The sequence below is a fragment of the Arcticibacterium sp. genome (genome assembly GCF_055134445.1).
This window is the reverse complement of record NZ_JBSRVI010000150.1, coordinates 20,436-45,995: the sequence shown is the minus strand read 5'-3', so window position 1 is coordinate 45,995 and position 25,560 is coordinate 20,436. Positions and strand designations below refer to the sequence as shown.

The following is a 25,560-nucleotide window of genomic DNA, read 5'->3' as shown; positions in this document are numbered from 1 at the left end:
CGCATTATATGCGGCGAATATATACATTATTCGCCGCAATACAATCCTATTCACCGCAAAATATACGGTGAATAAACGGGACATTCTCCGCATTTTCAGAACCTACGCCTCCTTCACAATTTCACGCCGATCATATTAAATACCACCTAACAGGCTACTTATACTAATAGCTCAACTAAATTTGCGGCATGAATTATTTATCGGCAGAAAATATAGGCAGAGACCTAGGTGAACATTGGCTTTTTAAAGGTTTGACCTTTGGCATACTTCAAGGAGAAAAAGTAGCTTTAATTGGCTCTAATGGCTCTGGAAAGACGACATTACTAAATATGGTGGCTGGAATTACCGAGACAGACGGTGGTGAAATTTCTTTAAGAAACGACATCCGTGTGGGTTACTTACCGCAGGAGCCAGAACTTATAGATGAACTTACGGTCATGGAAACCATTTTTAATGCTGAAAATGAGATTACAACGGCCATTAGAAATTATGAGATTTCTATGGAAACCAACGACATTGATTTGATGTCTTCTGCCATAGAAACATTAGATGCTCTTCAAGCCTGGGATTACGAAGCTAAAGTAAAGCAGATTTTAGGGAAACTAGGTATTCATGATTTCACCAAGTTGATTTCTCAACTTTCTGGTGGACAGAAAAAACGTGTGGCTTTAGCCAAAGTTTTGATAGATAATCCTGATTTCTTAATTCTGGATGAGCCTACCAACCACCTTGACTTACAAACCATTGAGTGGTTAGAGGGTTTCCTTTCTACTTCTAACACCACCTTATTTCTCGTTACTCACGATAGATATTTCTTAGATAAAGTTTCTAACCGTATTATGGAGTTGGCTAATAACCAGATTCATAAATTCACCGGTAATTATGCGTATTTCTTGGAGAAGAAAGCCGCTCGTGAAGCCAATGATGCCGTGGTACACGAGAAAAACCAACAACTGCTTAAGAAGGAGCTGGAATGGATGCGTAGACAGCCTAAGGCTAGAACCACCAAAGCACAATATAGAATAGATGCTTTTCATGATTTGAAAGAGAAGACGGCGGCAGGATTTAAGAAAGATGATAAAGTAGAGCTGAATGTCCGTACCGAAAGAATGGGTAAGAAAATATTGGAGATTCAGGACATCACCAAAGCCTATAACGACACTACCTTTATAGACCATTTTAGCTACACCTTTAAACGTGGAGATAAGATTGGCATTGTAGGTAAAAATGGTATGGGGAAAACCACCATGCTGGATATTATCATGGGCATTACCAAACCAGACAGCGGCTCTGTGGTAAAAGGTGAAACTATAAAAATAGGTTATTATTCACAGGGGGGATTGGATTTCAGTGAGGACCAAAAAGTAATAGACGCCATTAGAGAATATGCGGAGTTTGTGAAGTTAGGTGATGGCAGAGAGTTGTCTATATCAGCCTTTTTGACGATGTTTTTGTTTCCGCCAAAAGTACAGTACAACCCCATCTATAAACTTTCTGGAGGAGAGAAAAGACGTTTGCAACTGATGAAAGTATTGGTTCAAAGCCCCAACTTCTTGATTTTGGATGAGCCTACTAACGACTTGGACATTGACACTTTAAATGTTTTAGAAGAATTCTTAGAGAGCTTTGGCGGTTGCCTATTAGTGGTATCTCACGATAGATACTTTATGGATAAGATTATTGACCATGTATTTGCCTTTGAAGGCGAAGGTTACATCAAAGACTTCCCTGGAAACTATACAGAATATAGGCTTTGGAAAGACGAAGAAGAAAAAGCTGCTCTTGTTGAAAAAAAAGAAAAACCTAAAGAAGAGTACGTAGAACCTCCGAAAGTAATAGCTGCTGACAAAAGGAAAATGAGCTTCAAAGAAAAAAAAGAGTTTGAAGATCTAGAAAAGGCGATGAGACAGCTAGAAAAAAGAAAAGAAACGGTTATTGAATTAATGAATGGTGGTGAAAGTGATTTTGAAAAACTAACTGCTTTAGGACAAGAATTAGCGGAAATAAAAACTAATTTGGAGGAAAAAGAGTTAAGATGGCTAGAACTGTCGGAAATAGAAGGTTAAGAGCATTCCTAAAAAAATCTTATTATGACAGAAAGCATTTTCATTTAACCCTATAAGCTTTATTTTTACGCCCTAAGCAGAGCACAATGGAACAAATTACAGAATTCTTTCAATATTTAACTAACTCTGAAGAAATCATTCAGACGGGTGGTTTGATAGCGATAGTGCTGATTGTGTACATTGAAAATGGCTTATTTTTTGGATTCTTTCTGCCTGGCGACTACCTGCTTTTCCTTTCTGGTGTATTCTGCGGATTAGCCATTCTTAAGGTTAATATTTTCTTATTAATATTATGCGTTTTTTTAGCTGCCGTGTTGGGTTCCTTTACGGGGTACATCTCCGGCTATTACTTTGGCGAAGCCCTAGAGGCTAAAAAAGAAAACCTTTTCTTTAAGAAAAAGCATATCAAAAAAACGAAAAAGTATTTTGAGAAATACGGCAGCAGAACCCTTATTATAGCCCGCTTTTTACCTATTGTTAGAACCTTTGCTCCTATTATGGCGGGCTTGGTTAAGATGAGAACCATACCGTTTTGGGCTTATAATATTTTGGGAGCAGCCATATGGGTGGTGGTATTGGTTGGCGGCGGTCATTATTTTGGAGTTCATTTTCCATGGATTATAGACTACGTCCATTACATTATCATTATTTTCTTGGCTGTTACATCTTTTACCGTGATAAAAGGATATTTCTCTGCCAAAAATGAGATAGAAGAACTCTAAAGAAATTACTCCCCAAGCAAAAGCCCGAGAAGTAGTTTACATTGGGCTTATCATATTTTGGATGCAGCCATACGGGTGGTCGTATTGGTTGAAAGAGGTCATTATTTAAGAGTTCATTTCCCATGGATAATAGACTACATCCATTACATTATTATTCTTTTCTTGGGCATTACAGCTTTTAACCCGGATCATGCGTTGGGGAACCTTTATGAGTTTTAAAGTAATAAACCAGACAATTAAAGGAAATCAGCATAGCGTTTACTTTGATCTAAGTGATTGATTTTAAATGGGTTTACGTACTGATTTGTGTTACCCTGAGCTTGCCGATGGGAAGCAATTTAGCTACGGTCCCGATAAAATCGGGAGATTGCCTAATGCATAGAACGGGTTACCGCGATAAAAGGATATTCGCAGCCAAAAATGAGATAGAAAACCACTAAAAAAAATCACTCCCCAAGCAAAAGCTCGAGAAGTGATCTACATTCGTGAAAGCACCTTAAAACAAACTACTTAGCCAAATCAGGATTTAATAAATCATAAAACTGATCTAATTTAGGCATCAAAATTATTCTGGTTCTTCTGTTTTTAGCCATGTTTTCAGAAGAATTATTAGGCACCAAAGTGTTAAACTCTCCTCTTCCAGCGGCAATTAACCTATCAGGGTTTATACCATAGGTATCTTGTAAAACTCTTATGACAGAAGTAGACCTTTTTACACTAAGCTCCCAGTTGTCTTCTATAGCTCCAGAAATAGGTTTATTATCAGTATAACCTTCTACCATTACTTCTAGCTCTGGTCTAGATTTAATAATCTTAGCTATTTTACCTAAAACCTCCTTGGCTCTTGGCGTAAGTTTATAACTTCCAGAACTGTACATCATGGCATCAGAAAGGTTAATCATAACCACTGTTTTGTCCACTTTAATGTCTACATCCTTATCGTTAAGGTCCATTCCTAAACTACTCTTTAGGTTAACCGCCAGTGCCAAATTGATAGAATCTACTTTAGTTCTAGCCGACTGTAGTAAATTAATGTATTTGTCTTTTTGGCTCATCTGAGTGAGCGTCTTGTCTACGTTATCGCTAGCTGTTTTTGAAAGCACCGTAAGACCTTCTACCTGCATAACTTGCTGGTCTCTGTTTTTTTGTAAGTCGGCTATCTGACTTCTTAAATCCTTTAATTGGTCCTCTCTAAGTTTTGAAGTATTGGAAGAAGACATGTTGCTGGCATCCAAATCACTTCTTAGTTTTTGATTGTCTTGCTTGGCGACCAACAGCTCGTCGCTGCATTTCATCAAACTTGCATCCGCCGTCTTGTATTTGGACTGCATCGTTGTAAATTTCTTTTTACTAACGCATGAAACAAAAGTTCCGGCAAATAAGAGCGAAACCATTATCCATTTTAAGCTTTTCATTCTCGTTTTTTTTGATTTTAATTGTTTTTGAAAATCAAAATAGAGGTCAGATTCTAATAATTCTGCGTTCTATTTGACGAAACAAAATAATCAGCAAATTCTTTATTAAAACTTAAGTGAGGCTTAAAAGAAACTTAATTTTTAAAGCCAATTCTAAAACGATTCAGAAAAGCCGAGGGTGCTTCATAAGACAATTCTGCCGAATGAAACTGAAGAATACGCTTAGTAATTCTAAGGCCTAAACCATAACCGTTTATTTTGGTGGCATTGCTGCCCCTCATGAAGGAACTAAAAAGTCGTGTTTGTTCAAATTCTGAAATGGTTTGACCGTCGTTTTCTATCAAAACTTGAATTCCAGTTTTAGGCTCCGAAATGATTTTGACCTGAATGGCGTTGTCGGAAGCGTATAGAAAAGCATTTTTAATGAGGTTACTGACCGCTATCTGCAGCAAGGGCTTTATGCCCATAATTTCCATTTGATACTCACCGCCAAGGGATTCTACTATCTCAAATTTCATATCATACTCTGGATCCAGCTTTTTCATTTCTTCGTAAGCTGCAAAAATCAATTCATCCACACGTACTTTTTCGAAATCTTTACCCTTTTCTTGTTTTTCAAGACGAGATAGTAAAAGCAGCGTATTGATCAAATCTGACATTTGATGTACGTCGTTTTTTATATTCTTCAAATATTCCAAAACCTCTGGAGGATGTGTATAATTCTGCATCATACCTTCCAACTGAAAAGCTATTCTGGTCAACGGTGTTTTAAGTTCATGTGAAGCATTGGCCGTAAACTCCTTCTGCGACTCAAAAGCCCCATCTATCCGTTCTATCATGCTATTAAATGAATTTGCCAGTGTTTCTATTTCGTCATTTCTATTGTTTCCTGTGATACGATGGTTTAGTTTATTGGCAGAGATATCCACAATCTGAGATTTGAAATTCTCCAGCGGCAGCAGTAATTTTTTAATAAGAAAAAGTGTAGATATCCAAACTAAAACGCTCCCTACAAAAAATGTAAAAAGCAGAATATAAAGCAGATAAGACAATTTCCTTCGGCCATATTTATCGCTAGCAGAAGTAATCACAAAGTAATCTCGCTGCTCAAAATCGTAATACATACCCACCACTTCCTTCTCTTTCTCATTTCTGTAAAAAAAGCCTTTCTCTTTTAAAAGCTCTAAGTCATTTTGGTTCCAATGAATTTCTGCATCATCAAGGCTACTATAGATGAGGTTAGAACTGTCGTCAAAAACAATGGTCTTTTCGTCAAATAGCTTATAAATGGTATTTTGATCAATGCGTTTTAAGAGCTGCTTATCCACTTCTTTGACTTCCAAAAGTAATTTCGCCGTTGTTATAGCCTTATTTTGTAGTCTATTAACAAATTCTGTTTTGCGATACTGAGCCGATGTGCTATAAATTAAAATACATGCCAAAGCCAAAAATGCCGAAAAAACAGAAGACACACCTACGGATATTCTTCTTCTTAATGTCATGACTCTTCTGCCGTAAGGTAATACCCAAAACCTGGTTTGGTATGTATAAGTTTTTGACCAAAACCCTTGTCAATTTTATTCCTGAGAAAGTTAATATAAACCTCAATGGTGTTAAGGCTGGTTTCAAAATGAATATCCCAAATTTGTTCTGCAATGGTTTGTTTAGAGACCACCCTACCTTTTGCCTTGGTCAAAAACACCAATAGCTGATATTCTTTCTTTGTCAGTTCAATAACCGTGTTAGCCCTTTTCACCACCATGTCGGTTTGGTTTATTTCCAAATCGCCCACAGAGAGCACTTCTGCGTGAATTTTTTCAGTGTTTCCTCTTCTAAGAATAGAATTGATGCGAAGCAATAACTCTTCAAAATGGAAAGGCTTGACCAGATAATCATCTGCCCCAAAATTAAAAGCATCCTTTTTATCCTGAATATCCCCATAAGCAGTCAGCATAATTACGGGTGTGGTTATTCCCTCTTTGCGAAGCCTTTGGCAAACCTCCAAGCCATTCAATAATGGCACATTGATGTCTAACAAAAGAACATCATACGAACTTTGGCGAATTTGCCTGAAGAGTGTCTCTCCATCAAAAACCACATCACACTTAATATCTCTGGAGTTCAAAAAGCTTTTTACTTCCTTTACAAGCGTTTTATCATCCTCCAGTAAGAGTGTATTGATTTGCATCATGTTTTAGGTAATTGTTGGTTTAAGCATCATTACTAACTCTAAACCAGAGTCAATATTGCGGAGCAAATCTCAACAATATTTTTGAGTTTAAAATATTATTTAAACCCGTATTATGCCTTGGGGAATCGTAATGAGTTTTAAAATACAATAAATCAGACAATTAAGGGAAATTAGCATAGCACTGCTATGGTGATTGAGTTTAAATGGGTTTACGTACTGATTTAAAGCAATTTAGCTCCGGTCCCGATAAAATCTGGAGATTGCCTAATGCATAAAGCGGGTTAAATGACGTATAAAATTTAGGCATTCATACCCTCCCGACACCTGAGCATAAAAAAACCGCCTTATGATTACTCACAAGGCGGTTTTTACGGTTAAATAAGTTTATTTACCCGCCAAGTCAGGGTTCAATAAATCATAAAACTGATCCAATTTTGGCATCAAAATTATTCTTGTTCTTCTGTTTTTGGCCATGTTTTCTGCTGTGTTATTAGGTACCAGTGTATTATATTCTCCTCTACCAGCAGCTATTAATCTGTCAGGATTCACACCATACATTCCTTGTAAAACTCTAATTACAGCAGTCGATCTTTTCACACTTAACTCCCAATTATCTTCTATTGCTCCAGATATAGGCTGATTATCTGTATAACCTTCTACCATCACTTCTAACTCAGGTCTAGACTTTATAATTTTAGATATTTTCCCTAAAACTTCTTTAGCTCTTGGTGTTAATTTATAACTACCTGTACTGTACATCATGGCGTCAGAAAGGTTAATCATGACCACCGTTTTATCTACCTTAATATCCACGTCGGTATCGTTAAGGTCCATTCCTAAACTACTTTTTAGGTTAACAGCTAAAGCCAAATTTATAGAGTCCACTTTGTTTCTAGCTGCGTGCAATAAGTTAATATATTTATCCTTTTGACCCAGCTGAGTAAGTGTTTTATCGACGTTATCACTCGCCGCTTTTGAAAGTACTGTAAGACCCTCCACTTGCGTTACCTGCTGGTCTCTATTTTTTTGTAAATCGGTAATTTGGCCTCTTAAATCTTTAAGCTGCTCTTCTCTAAACTTAGCAGTATTTGACATTTCCATGTGAGCAGAAGATAAATCACCTTTTAGTTTTAATATATCTTGATTTGCCGAAATCAAATCATCATTACATTTCATTAAATTGTCTGATGCGGACTGCCATTTTGTTTGACTATCCACATATTTCTTTTTACTAACGCACGATGTAAAAGCCCCTATGAGTAGCATAGATACTACAATCCATTTAAAATTATTCATACTTATTTGTGTTAAGGTTTCTCTAAAATATTGATTTATAAAGTCGTAAACCTAAATATTCGTTCCGGTACTGGTATAGCTAATTCCAACAATCTATATCAAACTTACTGTCAACAACTTAATAGACAAGATACAATATTAACACGAATACGTCAACTGGGAAGTGTAGAAAATACTCAACAGGAAAATCATTAGATTTGATAGGTCTGCAAAGACATAGAAGTGCCATCATAAACACCATACGTATTAAACCTAATCCAATCTCCAAGGTTTATATATTTAGTGGTTTCTGAAACGGGGTGTTCCAGAGCAATATGTCGATGACCAAAAATATAGAAATCATGATGGTTTCCTTTTTTCTCCATTTCCAAAATGTAATGAAAAAGAAACTCTCCGTTAATGTCAATTTCTTCAAAAACTACATCCTCACTTCTGTTTTTCTTCCAAGAATTTAACGACCAAAGATTACCCAATGACATTCCCAAATTAGGATGCATAAACCTACCAAATAGGAAAGTACAAACGGGGTTATTGAAAAGCGAAGCCTTAAGGAATTTATAGGCCTTATCGCCAGGGCCTAGTCCGTCTCCATGGCCTACATAAAAAGTATGATGAACACATGAAAAAGATTGAGGCTCAAAACAAACGGATGCTCCTATCTCCTTCTGAAAATAGTCTGCCATCCAGAGGTCATGATTTCCAGTGAATATTTTAATGGTTATTCCTTCGTCTGCCAGTTCGGCTAGTTTACCAAAAAAACGAATATACCCCTTAGGAACCACACGCTTGTATTCAAACCAAAAGTCGAATAGATCCCCTACCAAGAAAATTATTTGGGCATCGGTTCTGATACTTTCAAGCCAAGAAACTATTCTCTTTTCACGTACCAAACTTTCTTCATGGTTTGGAGCTCCCAAATGAAAATCTGAGGCGAAATAGAGCTTTTTGCCAACTTGTAGGTCTATGTGAGGAATATCTTTTTTCATGCGGCTGCAAAGTTAGCCCAAATTTTGAATCATTAGGAGCAAAATGAAATCCACATTTTTTTAATCTCACGATGAATACCATTTATGCCGATTCTCGTATTTAATTTAGCATTAAATACATCGCTTTTAAGCTTCATGCCATTGCAATTTCAACATGAAAAAGATACTATCATTTATTCTTTGTTTAGCCATCCCTTTAGCAATAGGAGGCATTTCTGGATTTGCCACGGTTACGGGAATAACGTCTTGGTACAGCACCCTTAATAAACCTTTCTTCAACCCTCCCAATTGGATATTCGCACCAGTTTGGACCACCTTATATGCCATCATGGGTGTTGGATTGTACCTGATCTGGCAAAGTCCTAAAAGCCTAGAAAGAACCAATGCTCTGACTATTTTTGGCATACAATTGGCTCTTAACTTTATCTGGAGTTTCTTGTTTTTCTTCTTCGAAAACCCAGGCTTTGCACTCCTTGAAATTTCTATTCTTTGGATGGCTATTTTAATGATGATAGTATTCTTTAGAAAAGTGAATAGAACCGCCGGAAATATTCAAATACCTTATCTACTCTGGGTGTCTTTCGCCAGTTGTCTTAATGCAGCCATTTGGTGGCTAAACTGATTAGTAATCAGGCATCATGTAACAGAATATAGTTCTTTGCTTGATGTCTGAAAATACTGGATTCTGTGTCTAAAGAAGAACACAAATTTTCTGCGTTTTAAGCACTTTGTTATTTAGATATATTGCCGCACTTGAAAGAAAACCCGTGACGACTTTAACCTTAATTTTGCATTTGCAATTTGTTTTTAGACGAATCCATCTATCTTAACAAAGAAACGTATAAACAGATATTCACCAAGAAATTTCCGTGTCTTTTGAAATGCATGCACCCCTTCTTAAGCCTTACCTTTTTAAGTCTGCTCTGATTGATGAGGAAGTTTTTTAAAGTAAAAAGAAGAGCTGACTGCAGAATCACTAAAACTCAAAAAAGGGGCTTGGGTCTACTAAAAAAGTTATTATTGTCTATTTGACCATATCTTTCCTGGCTCAAAGCGGTCCGAGTCTTAATGAATTGTTTAAATTGTCAAAGATTCAAAGAACCCTATATGAAAAAATTAAACTATTTGGCATTATTATGCCTTGGAGCACTTATGCTCTGCCCAAAAATTGGGTACTCCCAGCAAATCTCAAAAGACTACCTACTGCTCCTCACCAGAGAATGGAAAGGCGAAAGATTTAACGATGGTAGACCCAAAGTTTCTGATGACATCTTGAACCGTATGAAGTTGGTAACCCTAGAAGAAGCATGGGCAGTTTTGCGAAATCATAACTATAAACAGCAGTTTGAAGGTAATTGGCAACTCATAAACCCTGACTCTGTGATGGTAGGAAGAGCTTTAACAGCCACTTTCATGCCAGGCAGACCAGACATTCAAAAAGCCATAGATGATAAAGGCCATAACAAAGACGGTCGTGTGCAGTCCCAAAACTCTTGGCCCATTGACCTTTTACAAAAACGCGATGTCTACGTGGCAGACCAATTCGGTTCTTATAAAGATGGCCCTACCATTGGCGACAACCTCGGCAACTCCATTTTTACCAAAAGCGGAAACGGCATCGTATATGATGGGGCCATAAGAGACATTGGGGGCTTGAAAGACATTGGAGGTTTTACCTCTTTCTTCCGAAGCTATCACCCTTCTCACCATCTCAATAACGCTGAAAAAGATCTTAATACCACTTTAGTGGCCATAAATCATCCAACAAGAATTGGAGCCGCCACCTGTATGCCCGGCGATGTGGTTTTAGGAAGAGATGGCGGTGTGGTATTTATTCCGCCTCACTTGGCTGAAGAGGTGGTTAAAGTGTCTGAAGTGGTTCGCTTAAGAGACATGTTTGGCCATCAGCGTTTAAGAGAACAAAAATATACACCAGGTGAAATAGACATGAGATGGTCTGACGTCATAGAGAAAGACTTCTCAGGATGGCTAAATGAGCATATCGACGCCCTACCTGTTTCTAGAGCACAAATTCAAGAAATACTTAGCAAAAGAACTTGGTAAACTGAGCATGACCATCACATTTTCTAGCTTATTTCTTTCTTTAAAATATACTTAATTACCTACCAGTAGGACAACCCTAAATCATCATTAAATGAAACGTAGATCATTTCTAAACAAAGCCGCACTCACATCAGCACTTACGGCCGCCCCCCTTTTAAACTTCGCAAGAGAATATGAAACAGCCATTGACCGCACCCCAAAAAGTTCCATGCCGTCGGATTTGAAAATTACGGATATCAAATGTGGCTATATTAGAGGCGGGCACAGCTTATTTGTGAAGATTTACAGTAATCAAGATATAGTAGGTCATGGTGAAGGTGTAGACGCCACACCAGGAACCTATCATTTAGTAAAAATAATGGGCCAGAGAATTAAAGGTCAAAACCCATTAAATGTGCATAAGCTTTTTGAGACAATCAGAAAATCTGGCTTTTTTGAAGGGGCACAGTCTGGAATGTATGTTGCCGTATTGACGGCCGTAGAAACCGCCCTTTGGGATTTGGCAGGCAAGGCTTTAGGCCTACCCGTTTATCAACTTTTAGGAGGTAAATTTAGAGATTCGGTACGCGTTTACATGGACACCGCACTGTATCAAAACCGATTACCGAAACCAGAAGATTTTGCAGAAGCTGCTAGAGAAGCTGTAGATATGGGTTTTACAGCCGTAAAATTTGACTTAGACCAGGCCAACGACCCAAATAAATACGACAAGTTTAATTGGACGGCTAGTCCTGCAGAACTTCAACGGATGTATGACCAAATGGCTGCCACACGTGCTGCAGTAGGCCCAAATATAGACATCTGTGCAGATATGCATGGAAAATATGACGCTATCACCGGAGAGCGTGTAGCTAAAATGCTAGAGCCGTTAAACCTAATGTGGTTAGAAGAACCTATAGCTGCTGAAAACGCCGATGCCTACAAAAAAATAACGTCTTCTACCTCTACCCCTATTTGTGCCGGAGAAAATCATTATTTGGCTCATGGCTTCCGTCCATTATTAGAGAGCGGTGCGGTAGACATCATTATGCCAGATTTACAAAAATGTGGTGGTCTGGGCGAGGCCCAAAGAATAGCCAACTTGGCCAATCTTTATTATGTACCATTTGCACCTCATATGGTGGCATCTTATTTAGGTGCTATGGCCTCTGCACATGTTTGTGCCTCTGTACCGAATTTTATGATTATGGAATGGCAAATCTATTTCCATAAAGACCCTATGTATAAAGAAATAGTAAGTTTTGAAGGTGAAGCTGTAGAGAATGGCTTCATAAAAGTTAGGGATGTTCCTGGTATAGGCGTGGAGATAAATCAGGAGGCAATGAGAAAATATGCACCAGAAGGTGTCCCATTTTTTGAATAAGAAACGTCTTGGTATAGAAATAGGTCGAACTTCTGTAAAGAAGTTACTGTTAATATAAAGACCTAATTTTTTAACCTAAACTTATTAAACGATGAAACAAATATTGACACCCCTAAACCTTCTAATCGCCCTTTTTATAGCGTCATTTTCTAGTGCTATGGCCCTAGAAACCCCTAAGACTTCGAAATCTGATATGGCAGCGGACTTTGAAAGGGCTAAGATTTTTTCTTTAGAGTACCTGGAAGCAATGCCAGCAGATGGTTACGCTTTTAAACCAACCGAAGACATTCGTTCATTTGCAGATCAATTCTTGCATATGGCAGACGCCAACTTTGGTTTAACATCTATGATTGCTGGCGTGGCAAATCCAATGGCTGATAAGAAGCTAGAAGGAAATGAAGCTTCTCAGTCCAAAGAGGCCGTTATCAAGGCCGTAACGAAAAGTTATGACCACATCATAAGTACACTAAACGGCATGAGCGATGAAGACCTAAGCGAAACAGTTAAGCTTTTCAATACCTTTGAACTGACTAAAGCCCAGGGATTGGCGAAAGTTTTTGAGCATGCTACACATCATAGAGGTCAAACGACTATTTACCTAAGACTAAAAGGTGTTACGCCTCCTAATGAAAAGTTATTCTAAGGATTAATTATATCTACAAAAACTCAAGCCAAACGGTTTGAGTTTTTTTTTGCTTAGTGTGAACATATTCGAACACATTTTACGTTAGACTGCTACCTTTCTATAAACAAAGGACACAAGTGAGACTATTTTTCAGTATTATTTTTTCGTTATCATTCGCTGCTCAGGCCGCTCTTCCGCTCGCTATCGGCGATAAAATGGGAGATAACCCTCCACCAAGAATCATTAGAACATGCTGCTCTTTTGGCTCAGATGTTAAAGTCACTGGCATACCTTTTCTAAAAATTTCTGATATTACGAGTGTTGAAAAATTAGGTTCTCATACCTACTTAGGTAACGAAACAGAAAATAATGGTATCATTTATACTCATAAAGGTGGCTTTATTGACATTGGTCACCTAAGAGATCAAGCAGATTGGACGGCCTATTTGTACCAAAAAATTCTTAAAGCCAATAATCAAGATTTTATTATTGAACTCGGTAGAGAAGGAGGTCAAAAGAAACTAGAAATTTATCCTGGTCAACTGGAAACTACAGCAGACAAAATTGCCCTTGCAGGAAAAATAGCTTATAACCTTTCTGTTTGGCATGAAATAGCCACTTTTTTTGGTGCTTCCTATATTCCAATGGTGCCAGAAAGATATTCGGCCTTTAGTATGGAAGATGCTTACTCTAACCTTTTAGGAGTTCAGTTGGGAATGAAAGCCCTTCAAAGTAAACTACCATTTGAGGAAGCTATGAGTATGCTCTTAAGTGAAAAATTGGCAGAATTGGATGCCGTATCAGGCATTGACGGCACTTTAGAAGCCATGGAGGTCGTTAGAGACATTTGGTGGACCAGAGAAGCCAAACTACCTAGCAAAAACATTTTATTACAAAGGGAGTTTGAAATTGAGAACTGTCTGACCCCTTGGTTAATAGAAGATACTAAAAATGAATCTAGTGATAAACTACAGATTTGCCCGCCAACGGAAACCCTTGATGGCACTGACTTAGAAAACTTTTATGAGCTAAGCATACAGCTGAACAGTAAATTTCCAGTGAAACGAGTATTGCCTAAAGAGTTCCACAGGGTAATTACGCAAAAAGATTTCAACCTACTCATATCTGAAGCGGAGCGTAAAACCGAACTTCGAGATAGCCGAATCAAGCTTTAAACAAGCCTTAAAAGGCCGCTTAAGAAGCTCCGTCCAAAACCCAAGCGAAAATTACCATTCTTCATTTTAGAAAACCACTCATGTACTATGCATTGCAAAGTACCTTGTCTTAGTTTAGGTTTGTATCATCAAGTCAGCCACAGTGTTGACCAAAATGATAAAAATTGAAAACTTATACAAAACAAAATATTATTATGAAAAAGCTATTTAGAATTAAAGGTTCAGAAAAAATGTTAGGTGGTGTGGCTGCGGGTTTAGGTCATTATTTCGATATCGACGCCACTTTGGTGAGAGTGTTATTAGCCATTGGCTTTTTCACCCCAGTGCCTGTAGTTATTATTTATCTTATTCTATGGGTGGTTATGCCTGCCGAGCATACCTATCAGCTAAGTCAAACTACTGAAATGCACGCTTAAGATTAATTAAAAAGTTTTTTAGATTAGGGTTTATCTAGGTTTCTTTTAGAAGAATAGATAAAAAAATAAACCTGTCGGACGATGTCTGACAGGTTTTTACTTTTTGTAATGAAATCCTATTAATTACCTTCTTTGGGAACAACAAATGCCATAATAATATAAATAAGAATAGGCGAGCCTACCCCCAAAAAGGTTAGCACCACCCACAAGATTCTTATCAATGAAACATCGAGATTGAAAAACTTAGCCATACCCCCGCTAATTCCAAGTAACATGGCCTCGCTTCCTACTGTTCGTCTAAGTTTTTTAGATGTACTCATAATTATATCATTTCTTTTTAAACGGAGAAACTCTCTCCGCAGCCACAAGTTCTTGAAGCATTCGGGTTTTTAAATTGAAATCCTTTACCGTTTAGGCCGTCAGAAAAGTCTAACTGCGTACCAATAAGGTACAAAAGACTCTTTTTATCCACAAAAACCTTGACGCCGTTATCTTCAAAAACGTGATCGTTATCTTTCTGAGTAGCGTCAAATTCCAGGTCATACATCAAACCTGAGCATCCACCGCCTTCTACGGCTACTCTTATCCCCTCGCTTTCGCTTTTACCTTCCTTAAGTTTGAGCTCCGTGATTTTATTCCTTGCCTGCTCTGTTACTGTTATCATAAAATAACTAATTTGCTGTTAAATCTAATGTACAAAAATAACCCTTCATTACCTTTAAAAGTTTCATGGCAATTCCTTTATATAATAAGCGAAAGTTAGAAAAGCTATTCGCCAGAAAAGACCGCGAAACTAATTTACAAAATTACAACAAGATTAGGACTGAATTTAAATCAGGCGATCTTCTATTTTTTTCTGGCGACCATTGGCTTTCAAGCTTGATAAGAGGTCGGTCACGATCTGCATGGAGTCATGTGGGTATTGTGATAAAGCTAGAAGAAATGAACAGGTTGTTTTTGGTAGAAAGTATCCTTGGAAATGGCGTTAGAATGGTACCCCTCTCTAATGTTTTTAATGATTATGGTGGCAATCAAGAGCCTTATGACGGGCGAGTAGCTTGGGCCAGACATACTAACCTGAGCCAAGACGAGATAAAAACAAGAATTATAAAGGAATTTTGTTTAGATAACCTCACCAAACAATACGACAACTGGGAGTACTTTAGAATACTCTGGAGAACATTACTCGGCAGTAAGGAAATCTTTCATGATGATAAGTTTACCTGTGCAGAGTTTATCCTAGAGGCATTTAAGTTTGCCGGCATTCGCCTTCCAAAAGAAAGAGGCTACTTCATTAGCCCTGGTGCATTTTGGAGATTAGACGAGGTGAAAATGATGGGTTCGTTGATTTAAGTATCTTATCAAAAAAGAAAATCAAAGTAACCCTCGCCTATCTTCAATCCTTAATTTTGATGCGTTAAGTATATTTAACAATTCGCAAAACACAGCACCAATATACTTATATTCAATAAGTTAATTATCAAACCTTTCACTTAACCTCAAGAGTAAAATCCTTATCTACGAAAAATATCGTAGACAAAACTTGGGACTACGAAATAGTTCGTACTATATTTGTTACGAAATCAATCGTAGATGAAAAAGCAATGCAAAAACCAACAGATTCGGAATTAGAAATTTTGCAAATATTATGGCAAAAAGGACCTTCTTCTGTAAGAGAAATTAATGATGAATTAAATATCAACAAAGAAGTGGGTTACACTACTACTTTGAAAATCATGCAGCTTATGCTGGGCAAAGGATTACTGAGCAGAACAGAGCAAGGTAGATTTCATATCTACAAATCCGTAGTTTCTCAGAAAAGCATGCAAGAGCATTTAGTAAACAAATTTGTGGATGCGGCATTTGGTGGCCAAGCCATGAATATGGTGATGCAGACTTTAGGAAATCATAAAGCATCAAAGGAAGAATTGGCACAAATAAAAAAGCTCATAGAAGGTCTTGAATCCTGAAAAAGTTTTCAATAAACTGGAAATAGCATTGAGCAAGAAACTAACACAAATTATGAAAAGCTATACATTATGAACAACCTACAATCATTCTTTAACACGCCACTGGCCGGCACATTTGGGCAGACCATGTTCCATTCCCTTTGGCAAGGAGTACTTATCGTTGGCCTTTATTTAATTGCCAATAGACTTATTAAATCTGCTTATAATAAAGTATGGGCTGGTTTATCGGCGTTTTGCTTGCAGTTCTTCGCATCCATCATTACTTTTTTAATCCTCCGACCTTCTTCTGCTGATGAAACTGTCTTTGCAGAATCAACCAACCCTTCTGTCTTAATTCCATTTACGGAACTGGTAAACACTGCTAACTCTCAGTCTTATCTTGAACTTATTCGACAAAATGCACATTGGCTTTTTGTAGGCTGGGTCATTGGCTTCAGCTTTCTATTCTTAAGACAGATAGGAGGGCTGGTTTATGTTCAATTCCTAAAGAGTTCTGGCACTTTTGAACTTCCAGAAAAAGCAAAAATAGCTTTGAGTAATGTTCTAGAAAAAATAGAAGGAAAAATACCCGACTTTAAAGCATTGTTGTCTCTTAAAGTAAATACAGCCATGGTACTTGGCTCATTCAAGCCAGTAATCCTTATCCCTTCTGCTCTGATAAGCCGATTAAGTACTGCTCAACTGGAGTTGATTATAGCTCACGAAATAGCCCATATTAAAAGAAATGACTTTTTAATTAATCTCATTCAAACCTTATTAGAGAATCTATTCTTTTATCACCCAGTTTATTGGATCGTAAGTAGTCAAATAAGAGAAAATCGTGAACATGCCTGTGACGATTATGCAGCAGAAATAACGGGCAACCGGGTATTGTTAGCCAAAACACTGGCACAAATACAGCTTTCTGCTCACCAACCTACCCTAGCTATGGCTTTCGGAAAAAAGAAGATGCCCATGTTGAGTAGGATTCAAAGACTTTTAGGCGTTAATCCTGAAGGCCAGAAAGTAAAAGTTACAGCTCTATTTTTGATGATAACTGCGATGTGTACTTTCGGTTTAGTACAAGCTCAGAACACCGCTGATGAAGAAATGGAAATTGAATTAATGCAAATTCCGGAAAAATATATCATACTAAATCAAGCAGATATCTATGAAACAGAAATTGTTTCGATGACAAGCTCAGAAACAAGAAAAGATTCTGGGGACATTGATATCGAACAAAATATCAACTATGATTTAGGTGACCAAGAGCTTAATATTAAAACCAACAAATATAAGATCCATATTAATCCTGACAAAATTATAATTAATGGTAAAGAACAAACTTTGACTGCCCAAGAAAAGATGGCCTTAAAATCTCACTTTCTAGGCATGCAGAAAGCCAGTCATCATGTTGAGGCCGTTTCTAAGGAAATGAATGTTGAGGTTCAGAAAATGACTTCGCTTCAACAAAAAGTGATGGGCGATATAGATTTCAATCCTCAGAACGACCCAAGTTTCCAAAAATCTTTAGAAAGTATTCAAAAAGAGTCGGAGATGATTGCAAAGTATGCCAACACCTTTCAAAACGATCTTTCTAAATTAGACAACAGATCTAAAACCTATAAAGCGGATGTGAACAAACTTGAAAGGGAATTTGAAAACAAAGTAAAGGTTCATGAACAGAAGATAGAAAAAATGGAAGTCAACATGGAGGGCTTTGAATCTAAGATGAAGGCATTTGAAGTAAAAATGGAAAGGGAATTTGAAATCCCCGTAAGAGAAATAGAGGTTATTTTGGAGAAAAAGGAAATCATTATAGATAAACACGCCGATGAAATGGAAAAGCATCATGAAGCCATAATAGACATGCTTCCAAAGGAAGTTAGAGACCATTTAGGTGTGAATCTACATCAACGCCCCGAAAGACCTGAAAAGCCCGCAAAACCTGCTAAGCCACCAAAACCAGCCAAACCAATAAAACCTGTCATTGAAGCCCCTTCTCCACCAATTGTAGACTAAAGAAAAACTCCCCATACTTTTTTATGAGCATGGGGAGTTTCATTCTAAAGTTTTTTCTTAAAATGGATGAGCAATGGCCAGATTAAAAATCAGATTTCCAGTCCTCCAGTCCTTGCTTCCCAATCTTATATCGTTAAGCACCCAAGGGTCATCCAACCATGGTTTTCTAACAGGGATGGCTATGTCTCCTCTTAATACCAGATAAGTAAAATCTAACCTAAGACCCACGCCGATATCGGCCGCTAAATCTTTTATGAAATCGCTGGTAAACTTAGCCTTCTCTCCATAAAAAGTGTCATCTCTGTAGGTCCAGATATTTCCTGTATCTACAAAAGCAGCTAATTCTATATAACTAGAGGCTTTATATCTCAATTCCGTATTTAATTCCAGTTTTATATCTCCTTGGGAGTTGGCACCAAATAATTCTGCAGTGAAATCTTCGGGAGAAACCCTTCCTGGCCCTAGGCTTCTTCCTCTAAAACCTCTAAGCCCATTAGTTCCTCCTGAGAAGTACTGCTTGGTTTGAGGGAGCATAATAGAGTTTTTATAAGGAATACCAAAACCTGTAAAGAGTCTATTAGCCCATGTCGTTTTACCAATGGTTTTAAAGTATTTACCTTCAAAATCAAATTTGGCAAATTGCTCATAAGGTACGCCTAAAAGCTGTTGATATCCTCCATCACCCTCTTCTGGCTTTTTAGCAATTAAGGAAGCCACATTACCCGAAACATCAAATCCAAAACTAAAAGAAACCCTATTTCTGGAATTTTGAAGTAATGTAGGTGTATAACCGAGCTGATATTGCAAACCCAGCAAGAGTTTGTTTTCCAAAATCTGAAAATACCTTTCTAAATCACTGAGGTTTTGACTGATAAAGATTTGATTGATAAAATTATCTGAAAAATTACTGGCTTTAATTAAGCTAAAGTAAACGGGTGTAAGTGTATGCTCATATTCTGCATTTTTCCTCCAGAAATAAGAAAAGGCAGCATTAGAACTGGCCAATGTATAAAAGTCCTTCCTTCTGAGAATCTCGTAAGAGATATTAATATTGGTCTTAGGCACACCTGATGAAACCTTGGTTCTTTGCTTCACAAAAGGAATCAAGAAACGTGGAAATGTAAGGTCACCAGATAGACTTAATCTGCGGTAATTATTACCGTATTCTATTTGACCAAACTGAAGGTCAATACCTCCATTCAGCTCAAACTTTAGAATTTCTGCTCCGTGAAAGACGTTTCTATTTTGCCATGAAACATTAGCTTCAGAACCATAGAGACCATTACTTTTGGTTAAGCCACTGAGTTGTCCTTTAATAGATTTCTTTTTTATGGGTGTCAAAAGATAATTAACATCTAAATACATGGAATCAGCAGCCCTATAGGGTTCATACCTGTTTCTTATGTACTGAAAATTCTTAAGATTCGATAGTCTGTTCAAACTGGCCTCCTGTTTTGACCGACTATAAAGCTCACCTGGTCTGAAAATAATGGATTCGGTAAACACTTTAGGCTTATAAGACTTATCATCCTCAGCGATGGCAAGTCCTCTTCTTTCTAAGTTATTAAATGAAGTTTTGGTTTCATTTCCTCCTTGTTTAGAAGAGCTAAGCACATTAATTTCTCTGATGTAATATTTATCTAATGCAGCATTACTGTATTCCGGGGAGAGTTTGGTTTTAATGTTTAATTTATTTGAGTTTAAGTTAGTATCAACCTCCAACACAAATTGACTAGGGCTCATGTAGAAATATCCCTTTTCCTGATAGAAATTACTAATTCGTTCTCTTTCAGCTATCAGTTCATTCAAATTATAAGGATTTCCAACTTTCAATACCGTACCTGCTCTAAGCCCAAGCGTATCTCTACCAAAAATCTGAAAATCTGCGGTATCTAAACCAACCTCTTGGATAAAGTACTGCGGTGCCAAATCCACTTGATACTTTATTTTGGTTTTATATTTTTTCGTGACCGATTCGCTGGTAGCCGTACTTTTAAAGTAACCGTTATTTTCTGCTACATTAACCAGATTTGCACGGTTTATTTTGGGATAGCCCTCCTCATAAAACACTGGCTTCTGACCTACTTTGTTTTGCAAGAAATTTCTAATTCCTTTGGGCTTTTTAGGTTCACCAATATTATAGTATAGCCAAACTTTATAAGGAAAACCCAAGACCATACTATTGGTTCTCGGAGCAAGAGCCTCTTCCATATCCGCTACTAGATTGGCCTGATTTTTCTTGGACGTTTCTCCCGCTACTTTTACCGATCCGCCGCCATAAATTGTTCTCCCTTCCGGTAGCTTTTTTGACAAACTGCATCCGCTCAGAAAAACTATCAGGGCAATATATAATCCTAAATTCCTCATTTACTCTTTTACCCCCTTTTTGAACAAATCCTTAACTTTTTCATACTCCGCCTGTAAAACAAAACTCACTCCAGTTTCTAAGACAAAACCTTCCAGAACAGTCTGAAACTGACTAGTTCTATACACTTTTACGGCATAACGCCCGTCCGCAGTTATGTTGTATCCAATTTCAATATTATCTAAAAGTTCCGCTGAATTCTGATCAATGCCTGAACTATTCTCAAGTTCAAAGTTTTTCCCTACCGATATCTTCACCCTATCGTTTAAGAAACTTTTTTTGAGTCCCACGCTAAGATCCGTTCGGTAAGAATTACTCCCACCTACACCGGTTTGTTCTGAGTTTAATCCGAAATTTAAACCTACAGAACCCAAAACGTCTCCTGCTAATACATTCAGCTGTTCTGTCAATAATTTACTCACGCTTTGACGGGCCGACTGATTCCCTAGTACGGAACCTATATCAAAATTACCATCAGAATAAAATTGATTGGTGGCCAAAAGAAAGAAAACCTGCTGATTCATTTTATTGGCATCTTTCTTTAAGGAAGTAAAAACTTCAGTATTCTCTAGCACTGTTTTGGCCGTACTTTCTGCTTTATCAGACACTTTTATATCAAAAGTAATAAGTGGATTTTGAATAGTTCCATCTATTTTCAGAATCACGTCAATGGGTACCTTGCCCAAATCTTTTAAATTAAGGTCTCCCCTAGTATCTAATGAACTTAAATCTGCTTTCACTTGATATACCGCTTGTAATTGAAGCGATGCTCTCATAGGATCGCCTGACCAAATGATGACACTACCCGGCTCTATCAGAAAGTTCCTTTTCAAGACCTCCACCATCGTAGTATTATAAGACCCTGAAGCAATTTCGTAAATACCAATGCAGAAAATCTCCCCTGTAGGGTAAATACCTACCGTTAAATTGGCAGATCCTTTTACCGTAAGTTTATCTCCAGTAAGCTCGTCAATAAGGATATTTAACTCTGCTTTTGGGTCTGTTTCTATGTCTAGAATAACTTCCGAATCTAATCCAGTTCCTTTTTCGAGCTTCGTGGTAGGTATGACTAAATTGCCACTCGCTAACTCTTCCTCTGTTTTGGGTGGCGATACAAAAGTTACCACACCATTTGACTCCGCTGTTTCTACCTCAGTCGGCATAATAACCGTTATATTACTTTGCTCATTCACCCTGATTTTTCCACTCAAATTTGGACTAGCTCCAATTCCTGAAACAATCAAATTGGCATTTATATTAGCCTTACCATAAAAAAGATCATTAGCACTTCTATCGGTATTGATTAGTAGAAAATTCTTAGTGTCTACCTTAAGGTCGTAAGATATTTTATCTGTATTTGACCAATCCAATTTTCCATTCACAGCCATTTTCTGATTCAAAGAATCTTTGACCACAAAATTCTCAAAATTGATTTCGTTTCCTTTGAAATAAATTTGTTGGTCTTCAATTTTCAAAGGAATTCCAAGATAATAGGGCGTGAAATTATAATCTACAAAAGACAACCTACCGTCAGCAAAAGGCTTGTCTGCATTACCTGTAATTTTCACTTTGCCTGTTACAAACCCCTTGGATTTAGTGAGCTCTCCTCCACTTAAACTTTGAATAAATTTGGCATCTACTTTGGTGATATTAGCCGTAAAATCTATAGGAACCTCATCTGTTAGGCCTATATTCCCTTTAAAATCTAATTTGCTTTCGGTGCCATCCAAACCTCCACTAAAAGTGGCATTTCTAGCATTAACTTCTTCTATATCTAGTTTTAAATCACCCCCCTTAATCCCTCCAACCTCAAAACCATTCACTGCTAATGCTCCAGTAACATTATAATCTTCCATATAATCTACCACCACTAAGTCTCCATTCAATTGCCCCTTTACTTCCTCAGATTTATATCCAGCAAAGTTGGCAAATGGATTTATGGTAATATCCACCACTTTTGCATTCAGTTGATTTCTCGTCGCATTTAATGTAAGCCGCTCCTTATCTTTCGAGATGGTCAAACCATTAATAAGTATGCCATCATCTCCATAATAGATGGCTGTGTTACTGATTTCATAGACCTGCTTATCCACCAAGAGTTCGTTAAGGTTAATCTTAAACAGTTCACCCTCTTTTTCTAATCTCATGCTTATCGCATGCTTTTTATTCTCCGAAAGACTATCCTTTGAGACAAAACCTGCCAAAAGAACACTATTGGACAATGAAATTTTCAGTTCATTTTTAGGCAAAATAAAGCTTCCAGAACTCAAATTTTTCAGTTTAGCTTCTCCTTCTAGTATTTTTCCGTTACCGGTCATATCAAATTTAAAATCCTTCAGAAGAATCTCTCCATAAGCTAAATTGGAAAAGCTCATCTCGGCCTGAAGTTTCTCTTCATTCAATTTGGCACTAAGGTTTATACTTTTATCAAATGCCAATTCAGGCACAAATACTTGCCAAATAGGGTGATCTAAAACCTGTGCCGTCAACATAAAATCCTTTTTCCCTGTAAGGCCTTGTAAGCCTATAGAATCCTGCATAAAGTAATTATTGACCTCAGACATCAAAATATCAGGCAGTTCATAATAGTCAAACTGCCCCTCTAAATTCACTTTCAAAAACGGGGACTCTACTTTAGCTATATGCTTATCTTTTTCGTTCAGAAATGTTCCTGCTACATCTCCTACCGATAAGTTTCCAATGGCCAATTGCTGTACTTTGAAAGTACCTACCAACTCTTGAGGCAAAAGTGAAGACATATTTAAATCAAATACCCCTTCTATATCTTCCTCAAAATCTGACAAACCAAGAGCCGCCAAATTAAGTTTAGTAATAGAAACATTACCCTCTACCGGATATTTACCAGAACGTAAGTCTACCGTCATTTCAGTGTTCAACCTAGCATTAGGGTCTTCGGAAGAGCCTTTAAGCACTAATACGCTGTCTGCCATACTGCCGTCAATTTCTACGTCTCGGTAAGTATACCCACCATAAACTAACTTATGGATTTCTCCCTTCGCTTCTATATCTTGAAATGTGGCATCGGATTTTAGAAAAATATCGGTTGAAAGTAGTCCTAAGTCTAGCTGTTCTTTAAAGAATTTATCTACAGCCAAGTCTTCCGTATGTAGATTTCCTTCATAAGAAATGAGGTTTTCATCACTCAAGTTCTTTACAATACCTTTTAGTTTCAAATCTCCAAGCGTACTCGTTAAATCGGTATCAATATTTAAAACCTTAGCATCTCCACGCACTTTTCCACGCAGCGTAAGTCGCTCTGGAATATTATAATCGGCCAACATGGTGGCGTCAGGAACCAGTAAATCCACTAAGCTAGCATGAATACTTATTTCTTTAATATTGAGGTCTGCCTTTAAAAAGTCAAGATTATCTAATCTAGCCAGATTCCCGGTAAGATTAATTTTAGTATCCTGCAAGCCTTCCATTTGGAGTGAGTTAATTTGTAGATTACTCATTCCTCCTTTTATATCTGCTTTAAACTTTATTTTCCGATTCTTTTCCTTTGCCAAAAACTTACTGGAATCCAAATTGGGCATTATCAATAGAATATCCTTAACAGCTAAAAAGCTGTTATCCAACTTTAAATCAAAATTGACTTTATTTAAATCGTTGCTCAGATCATCTATACTATTATAGCTAAGCTTTAAATCAGATTTTATCTCAGAATTTGGCGTTCGCAGGTCAAGATTTTCTACGCTAATTCCTTTATCTGAATAAACAATATTAGCCTTAAATTTCTCTAAGGCTAAGGAAGATTTATCTCTAAAATTAACATCTCTAAGATTGAGTTTGATTCCAGATTTACCATAGCTTAAATCCGAAATATCTACTTTGGTTTGTCTAAAATCTATGTGGTTATAATCAAAACCCTTGCTTAAACGAGGTGTAGTATTATCATCATAAACAATATGTGTATTAGCTACCAACAAATCTGCCAAGGTGATTTTCCAAGCTTGAGAAGCTTCTTCTGATGCTACCGCCGGTTCTATTGCAGCTTTAAATCTTAAAGCTACTTGGACCTTACTATCTTGTAAGCTTACACTTTTTATTTGAACCAAATTTTGGGTCAAATCTAATTTGTCGAACTCCAGATTGAAGTTTTTGAATATTACAGTATTATCTATGCCGAGGTCGTCGCCTATTAACTTCCAGCCTACATTATTAATTCGTAAGCCATTCAAATCAATATCTAAAGGAGCAGATGCTTCTTCTATAGTACTGAGTGGCTCACCCTTAAATGTTTTTAAAACGGCATAACCGTCATTCAAATCAATATTATTGATGTGATAGATATCTGCATTAGGATCTATTTCATTGAAGCTCACTCTTACTTCATCCAACTTTCCCTTAAAGTTCACTCCTCCAAAATCGTCCTTATATGCTAAGGATAGACGATTGGCTTTTACCTGATTTAAGGAAAAAAATGGACCAGTACTCGGCTCTTCTTTACTGTAGTCCACCGCTTTTACAACTGTGGTGGTATCAGAAGAAAAAGCATCCATTAAGAATTGATAGTTGAAATCCTCATTAGGAGCATTTCGATATACATTTACAGTAGCATCTTCTATTAAAACCTGATCTATATCTATAATGCCCCTTACCAAAGCCCACATGGAAATATCCACTCTAAATCTTTTGGTTCTTAGAAATGTGTTTTGCTGTGTGTCTTCTACATAAACATCCGCCACACTGATATAATCGGGAATTTCGTATCGGATGGCTCCAATACTAAAAGGAGTGTCTATTTTAGATTTTAGAAACTTATTAACCTCTGTGGTTACTAACTTTTGTCCGCCCTCTGTGCCAACGTACCAAAACAGCAAAAGCATCAGTGAAACACTGATGCCTATGAGCCATGCCAATACTTTTAAAGCTTTGGTCATA

Annotated in this window: 20 protein-coding genes; 11 read left to right on the top strand and 9 right to left on the bottom strand. The window is 37.3% G+C overall.

All coding sequences use genetic code 11. The features are described from left to right. The first annotated feature begins 188 nt into the window (after positions 1 to 188). On the top strand, positions 189 to 2,066 hold the full coding sequence (locus ACTBZY_RS19545; RefSeq protein ID WP_463048053.1) for an ABC-F family ATP-binding cassette domain-containing protein: 1,878 nt from the start codon (positions 189 to 191) through the stop codon (positions 2,064 to 2,066). Between the two features lie 86 nt (positions 2,067 to 2,152). Further along, positions 2,153 to 2,788 carry a DedA family protein gene (locus ACTBZY_RS19540; RefSeq protein WP_463048052.1) on the top strand — a complete coding sequence of 212 codons (636 nt, stop codon included), beginning with the start codon at positions 2,153 to 2,155 and terminating at the stop codon, positions 2,786 to 2,788. 506 nt (positions 2,789 to 3,294) lie between these two features. On the opposite strand, the gene ACTBZY_RS19535 is transcribed toward ACTBZY_RS19540, so the two are convergent. The 5 genes from ACTBZY_RS19535 to ACTBZY_RS19515 all read right to left on the bottom strand — a co-directional run bounded on the left by ACTBZY_RS19535 (position 3,295) and on the right by ACTBZY_RS19515 (position 8,676). Further along, complete coding sequence (locus tag ACTBZY_RS19535) at positions 3,295 to 4,203, bottom strand: OmpA/MotB family protein (protein ID WP_463048051.1); 909 nt, start codon at positions 4,201 to 4,203, stop codon at positions 3,295 to 3,297. A gap of 134 nt (positions 4,204 to 4,337) precedes the next feature. Beyond that, positions 4,338 to 5,705 carry a sensor histidine kinase gene (locus ACTBZY_RS19530; RefSeq protein ID WP_463048050.1) on the bottom strand — a complete coding sequence of 456 codons (1,368 nt, stop codon included), beginning with the start codon at positions 5,703 to 5,705 and terminating at the stop codon, positions 4,338 to 4,340. Further along, positions 5,702 to 6,394: a response regulator transcription factor gene (locus tag ACTBZY_RS19525; RefSeq protein WP_463048049.1), complete on the bottom strand. Its 693-nt coding sequence runs from the start codon at positions 6,392 to 6,394 to the stop codon at positions 5,702 to 5,704. The genes ACTBZY_RS19530 and ACTBZY_RS19525 overlap by 4 nt, the downstream gene beginning before the upstream one ends. A 384-nt stretch (positions 6,395 to 6,778) precedes the next feature. Beyond that, positions 6,779 to 7,690: an OmpA/MotB family protein gene (locus ACTBZY_RS19520; protein ID WP_463048048.1), complete on the bottom strand. Its 912-nt coding sequence runs from the start codon at positions 7,688 to 7,690 to the stop codon at positions 6,779 to 6,781. 191 nt (positions 7,691 to 7,881) lie between these two features. Continuing rightward, positions 7,882 to 8,676, bottom strand: coding sequence for a UDP-2,3-diacylglucosamine diphosphatase (locus ACTBZY_RS19515; protein ID WP_463048047.1), 795 nt, complete (start codon positions 8,674 to 8,676; stop codon positions 7,882 to 7,884). A 154-nt stretch (positions 8,677 to 8,830) separates the two neighbouring features. On the opposite strand from ACTBZY_RS19515, the gene ACTBZY_RS19510 reads away from it, so the two are divergent. The 6 genes from ACTBZY_RS19510 (at position 8,831) to ACTBZY_RS19485 (ending at position 14,319) form a co-directional block, all read left to right on the top strand. Further along, entirely contained in the window at positions 8,831 to 9,298 is a 468-nt protein-coding gene (locus tag ACTBZY_RS19510; protein WP_463048046.1) for a TspO/MBR family protein, read from the top strand. A 485-nt stretch (positions 9,299 to 9,783) separates the two neighbouring features. Continuing rightward, positions 9,784 to 10,740: an RraA family protein gene (locus tag ACTBZY_RS19505; RefSeq protein WP_463048045.1), complete on the top strand. Its 957-nt coding sequence runs from the start codon at positions 9,784 to 9,786 to the stop codon at positions 10,738 to 10,740. 91 nt (positions 10,741 to 10,831) lie between these two features. Beyond that, positions 10,832 to 12,103 carry a mandelate racemase/muconate lactonizing enzyme family protein gene (locus ACTBZY_RS19500; RefSeq protein WP_463048044.1) on the top strand — a complete coding sequence of 424 codons (1,272 nt, stop codon included), beginning with the start codon at positions 10,832 to 10,834 and terminating at the stop codon, positions 12,101 to 12,103. Positions 12,104 to 12,194: 91 nt separating this feature from the next. Then, complete coding sequence (locus tag ACTBZY_RS19495) at positions 12,195 to 12,746, top strand: DinB family protein (RefSeq protein ID WP_463048043.1); 552 nt, start codon at positions 12,195 to 12,197, stop codon at positions 12,744 to 12,746. 119 nt (positions 12,747 to 12,865) lie between these two features. Beyond that, positions 12,866 to 13,903 (top strand): DUF4056 domain-containing protein, encoded by a 1,038-nt coding sequence (locus tag ACTBZY_RS19490; protein ID WP_463048042.1) that lies wholly within the window; start codon positions 12,866 to 12,868, stop codon positions 13,901 to 13,903. 194 nt (positions 13,904 to 14,097) lie between these two features. Next, the gene (locus tag ACTBZY_RS19485) at positions 14,098 to 14,319 is read left to right on the top strand and encodes a PspC domain-containing protein (RefSeq protein WP_463048041.1); all 222 of its coding nucleotides are present in this window, start codon (positions 14,098 to 14,100) and stop codon (positions 14,317 to 14,319) included. Positions 14,320 to 14,438: 119 nt separating this feature from the next. Here the strand turns inward: ACTBZY_RS19485 and ACTBZY_RS19480 are convergent, their stop codons facing one another. Together ACTBZY_RS19480 and ACTBZY_RS19475 are read right to left on the bottom strand one after the other, a co-directional pair. Beyond that, positions 14,439 to 14,639, bottom strand: coding sequence for a PspC domain-containing protein (locus ACTBZY_RS19480; protein ID WP_463048040.1), 201 nt, complete (start codon positions 14,637 to 14,639; stop codon positions 14,439 to 14,441). A gap of 17 nt (positions 14,640 to 14,656) precedes the next feature. Next, positions 14,657 to 14,983, bottom strand: a complete 327-nt coding sequence (locus tag ACTBZY_RS19475; RefSeq protein WP_463048039.1) for a HesB/IscA family protein — start codon at positions 14,981 to 14,983, stop codon at positions 14,657 to 14,659. A 65-nt stretch (positions 14,984 to 15,048) separates the two neighbouring features. Between ACTBZY_RS19475 and ACTBZY_RS19470 the strand changes: the two genes are divergently transcribed. The 3 genes from ACTBZY_RS19470 (at position 15,049) to ACTBZY_RS19460 (ending at position 18,290) form a co-directional block, all read left to right on the top strand. Next, positions 15,049 to 15,672 carry a YiiX/YebB-like N1pC/P60 family cysteine hydrolase gene (locus ACTBZY_RS19470; protein ID WP_463048038.1) on the top strand — a complete coding sequence of 208 codons (624 nt, stop codon included), beginning with the start codon at positions 15,049 to 15,051 and terminating at the stop codon, positions 15,670 to 15,672. Between the two features lie 251 nt (positions 15,673 to 15,923). Further along, complete coding sequence (locus ACTBZY_RS19465) at positions 15,924 to 16,289, top strand: BlaI/MecI/CopY family transcriptional regulator (RefSeq protein WP_463048037.1); 366 nt, start codon at positions 15,924 to 15,926, stop codon at positions 16,287 to 16,289. A 69-nt stretch (positions 16,290 to 16,358) separates the two neighbouring features. Beyond that, positions 16,359 to 18,290, top strand: a complete 1,932-nt coding sequence (locus tag ACTBZY_RS19460) for a M56 family metallopeptidase (RefSeq protein ID WP_463048036.1) — start codon at positions 16,359 to 16,361, stop codon at positions 18,288 to 18,290. Positions 18,291 to 18,347: 57 nt separating this feature from the next. Here the strand turns inward: ACTBZY_RS19460 and tamL are convergent, their stop codons facing one another. Both tamL and ACTBZY_RS19450 read right to left on the bottom strand, forming a co-directional pair. Continuing rightward, the gene (gene tamL, locus ACTBZY_RS19455) at positions 18,348 to 20,657 is read right to left on the bottom strand and encodes a translocation and assembly module lipoprotein TamL (protein WP_463048035.1); all 2,310 of its coding nucleotides are present in this window, start codon (positions 20,655 to 20,657) and stop codon (positions 18,348 to 18,350) included. Beyond that, the gene (locus ACTBZY_RS19450) at positions 20,658 to 25,559 is read right to left on the bottom strand and encodes a translocation/assembly module TamB domain-containing protein (RefSeq protein WP_463048034.1); all 4,902 of its coding nucleotides are present in this window, start codon (positions 25,557 to 25,559) and stop codon (positions 20,658 to 20,660) included. Position 25,560: the final 1 nt, after the last annotated feature.

Coding starts and splice junctions, on each gene's coding strand:
- ACTBZY_RS19545 (WP_463048053.1), top strand. CDS start 189: ATGAATTATTTATCGGCAGAAAATATAGGCAGAGACCTAGGTGAACAT.
- ACTBZY_RS19540 (WP_463048052.1), top strand. CDS start 2,153: ATGGAACAAATTACAGAATTCTTTCAATATTTAACTAACTCTGAAGAA.
- ACTBZY_RS19535 (WP_463048051.1), bottom strand. CDS start 4,203: ATGAAAAGCTTAAAATGGATAATGGTTTCGCTCTTATTTGCCGGAACT.
- ACTBZY_RS19530 (WP_463048050.1), bottom strand. CDS start 5,705: ATGACATTAAGAAGAAGAATATCCGTAGGTGTGTCTTCTGTTTTTTCG.
- ACTBZY_RS19525 (WP_463048049.1), bottom strand. CDS start 6,394: ATGATGCAAATCAATACACTCTTACTGGAGGATGATAAAACGCTTGTA.
- ACTBZY_RS19520 (WP_463048048.1), bottom strand. CDS start 7,690: ATGAATAATTTTAAATGGATTGTAGTATCTATGCTACTCATAGGGGCT.
- ACTBZY_RS19515 (WP_463048047.1), bottom strand. CDS start 8,676: ATGAAAAAAGATATTCCTCACATAGACCTACAAGTTGGCAAAAAGCTC.
- ACTBZY_RS19510 (WP_463048046.1), top strand. CDS start 8,831: ATGAAAAAGATACTATCATTTATTCTTTGTTTAGCCATCCCTTTAGCA.
- ACTBZY_RS19505 (WP_463048045.1), top strand. CDS start 9,784: ATGAAAAAATTAAACTATTTGGCATTATTATGCCTTGGAGCACTTATG.
- ACTBZY_RS19500 (WP_463048044.1), top strand. CDS start 10,832: ATGAAACGTAGATCATTTCTAAACAAAGCCGCACTCACATCAGCACTT.
- ACTBZY_RS19495 (WP_463048043.1), top strand. CDS start 12,195: ATGAAACAAATATTGACACCCCTAAACCTTCTAATCGCCCTTTTTATA.
- ACTBZY_RS19485 (WP_463048041.1), top strand. CDS start 14,098: ATGAAAAAGCTATTTAGAATTAAAGGTTCAGAAAAAATGTTAGGTGGT.
- ACTBZY_RS19480 (WP_463048040.1), bottom strand. CDS start 14,639: ATGAGTACATCTAAAAAACTTAGACGAACAGTAGGAAGCGAGGCCATG.
- ACTBZY_RS19475 (WP_463048039.1), bottom strand. CDS start 14,983: ATGATAACAGTAACAGAGCAGGCAAGGAATAAAATCACGGAGCTCAAA.
- ACTBZY_RS19470 (WP_463048038.1), top strand. CDS start 15,049: ATGGCAATTCCTTTATATAATAAGCGAAAGTTAGAAAAGCTATTCGCC.
- ACTBZY_RS19465 (WP_463048037.1), top strand. CDS start 15,924: ATGCAAAAACCAACAGATTCGGAATTAGAAATTTTGCAAATATTATGG.
- ACTBZY_RS19460 (WP_463048036.1), top strand. CDS start 16,359: ATGAACAACCTACAATCATTCTTTAACACGCCACTGGCCGGCACATTT.
- tamL (WP_463048035.1), bottom strand. CDS start 20,657: ATGAGGAATTTAGGATTATATATTGCCCTGATAGTTTTTCTGAGCGGA.
- ACTBZY_RS19450 (WP_463048034.1), bottom strand. CDS start 25,559: ATGACCAAAGCTTTAAAAGTATTGGCATGGCTCATAGGCATCAGTGTT.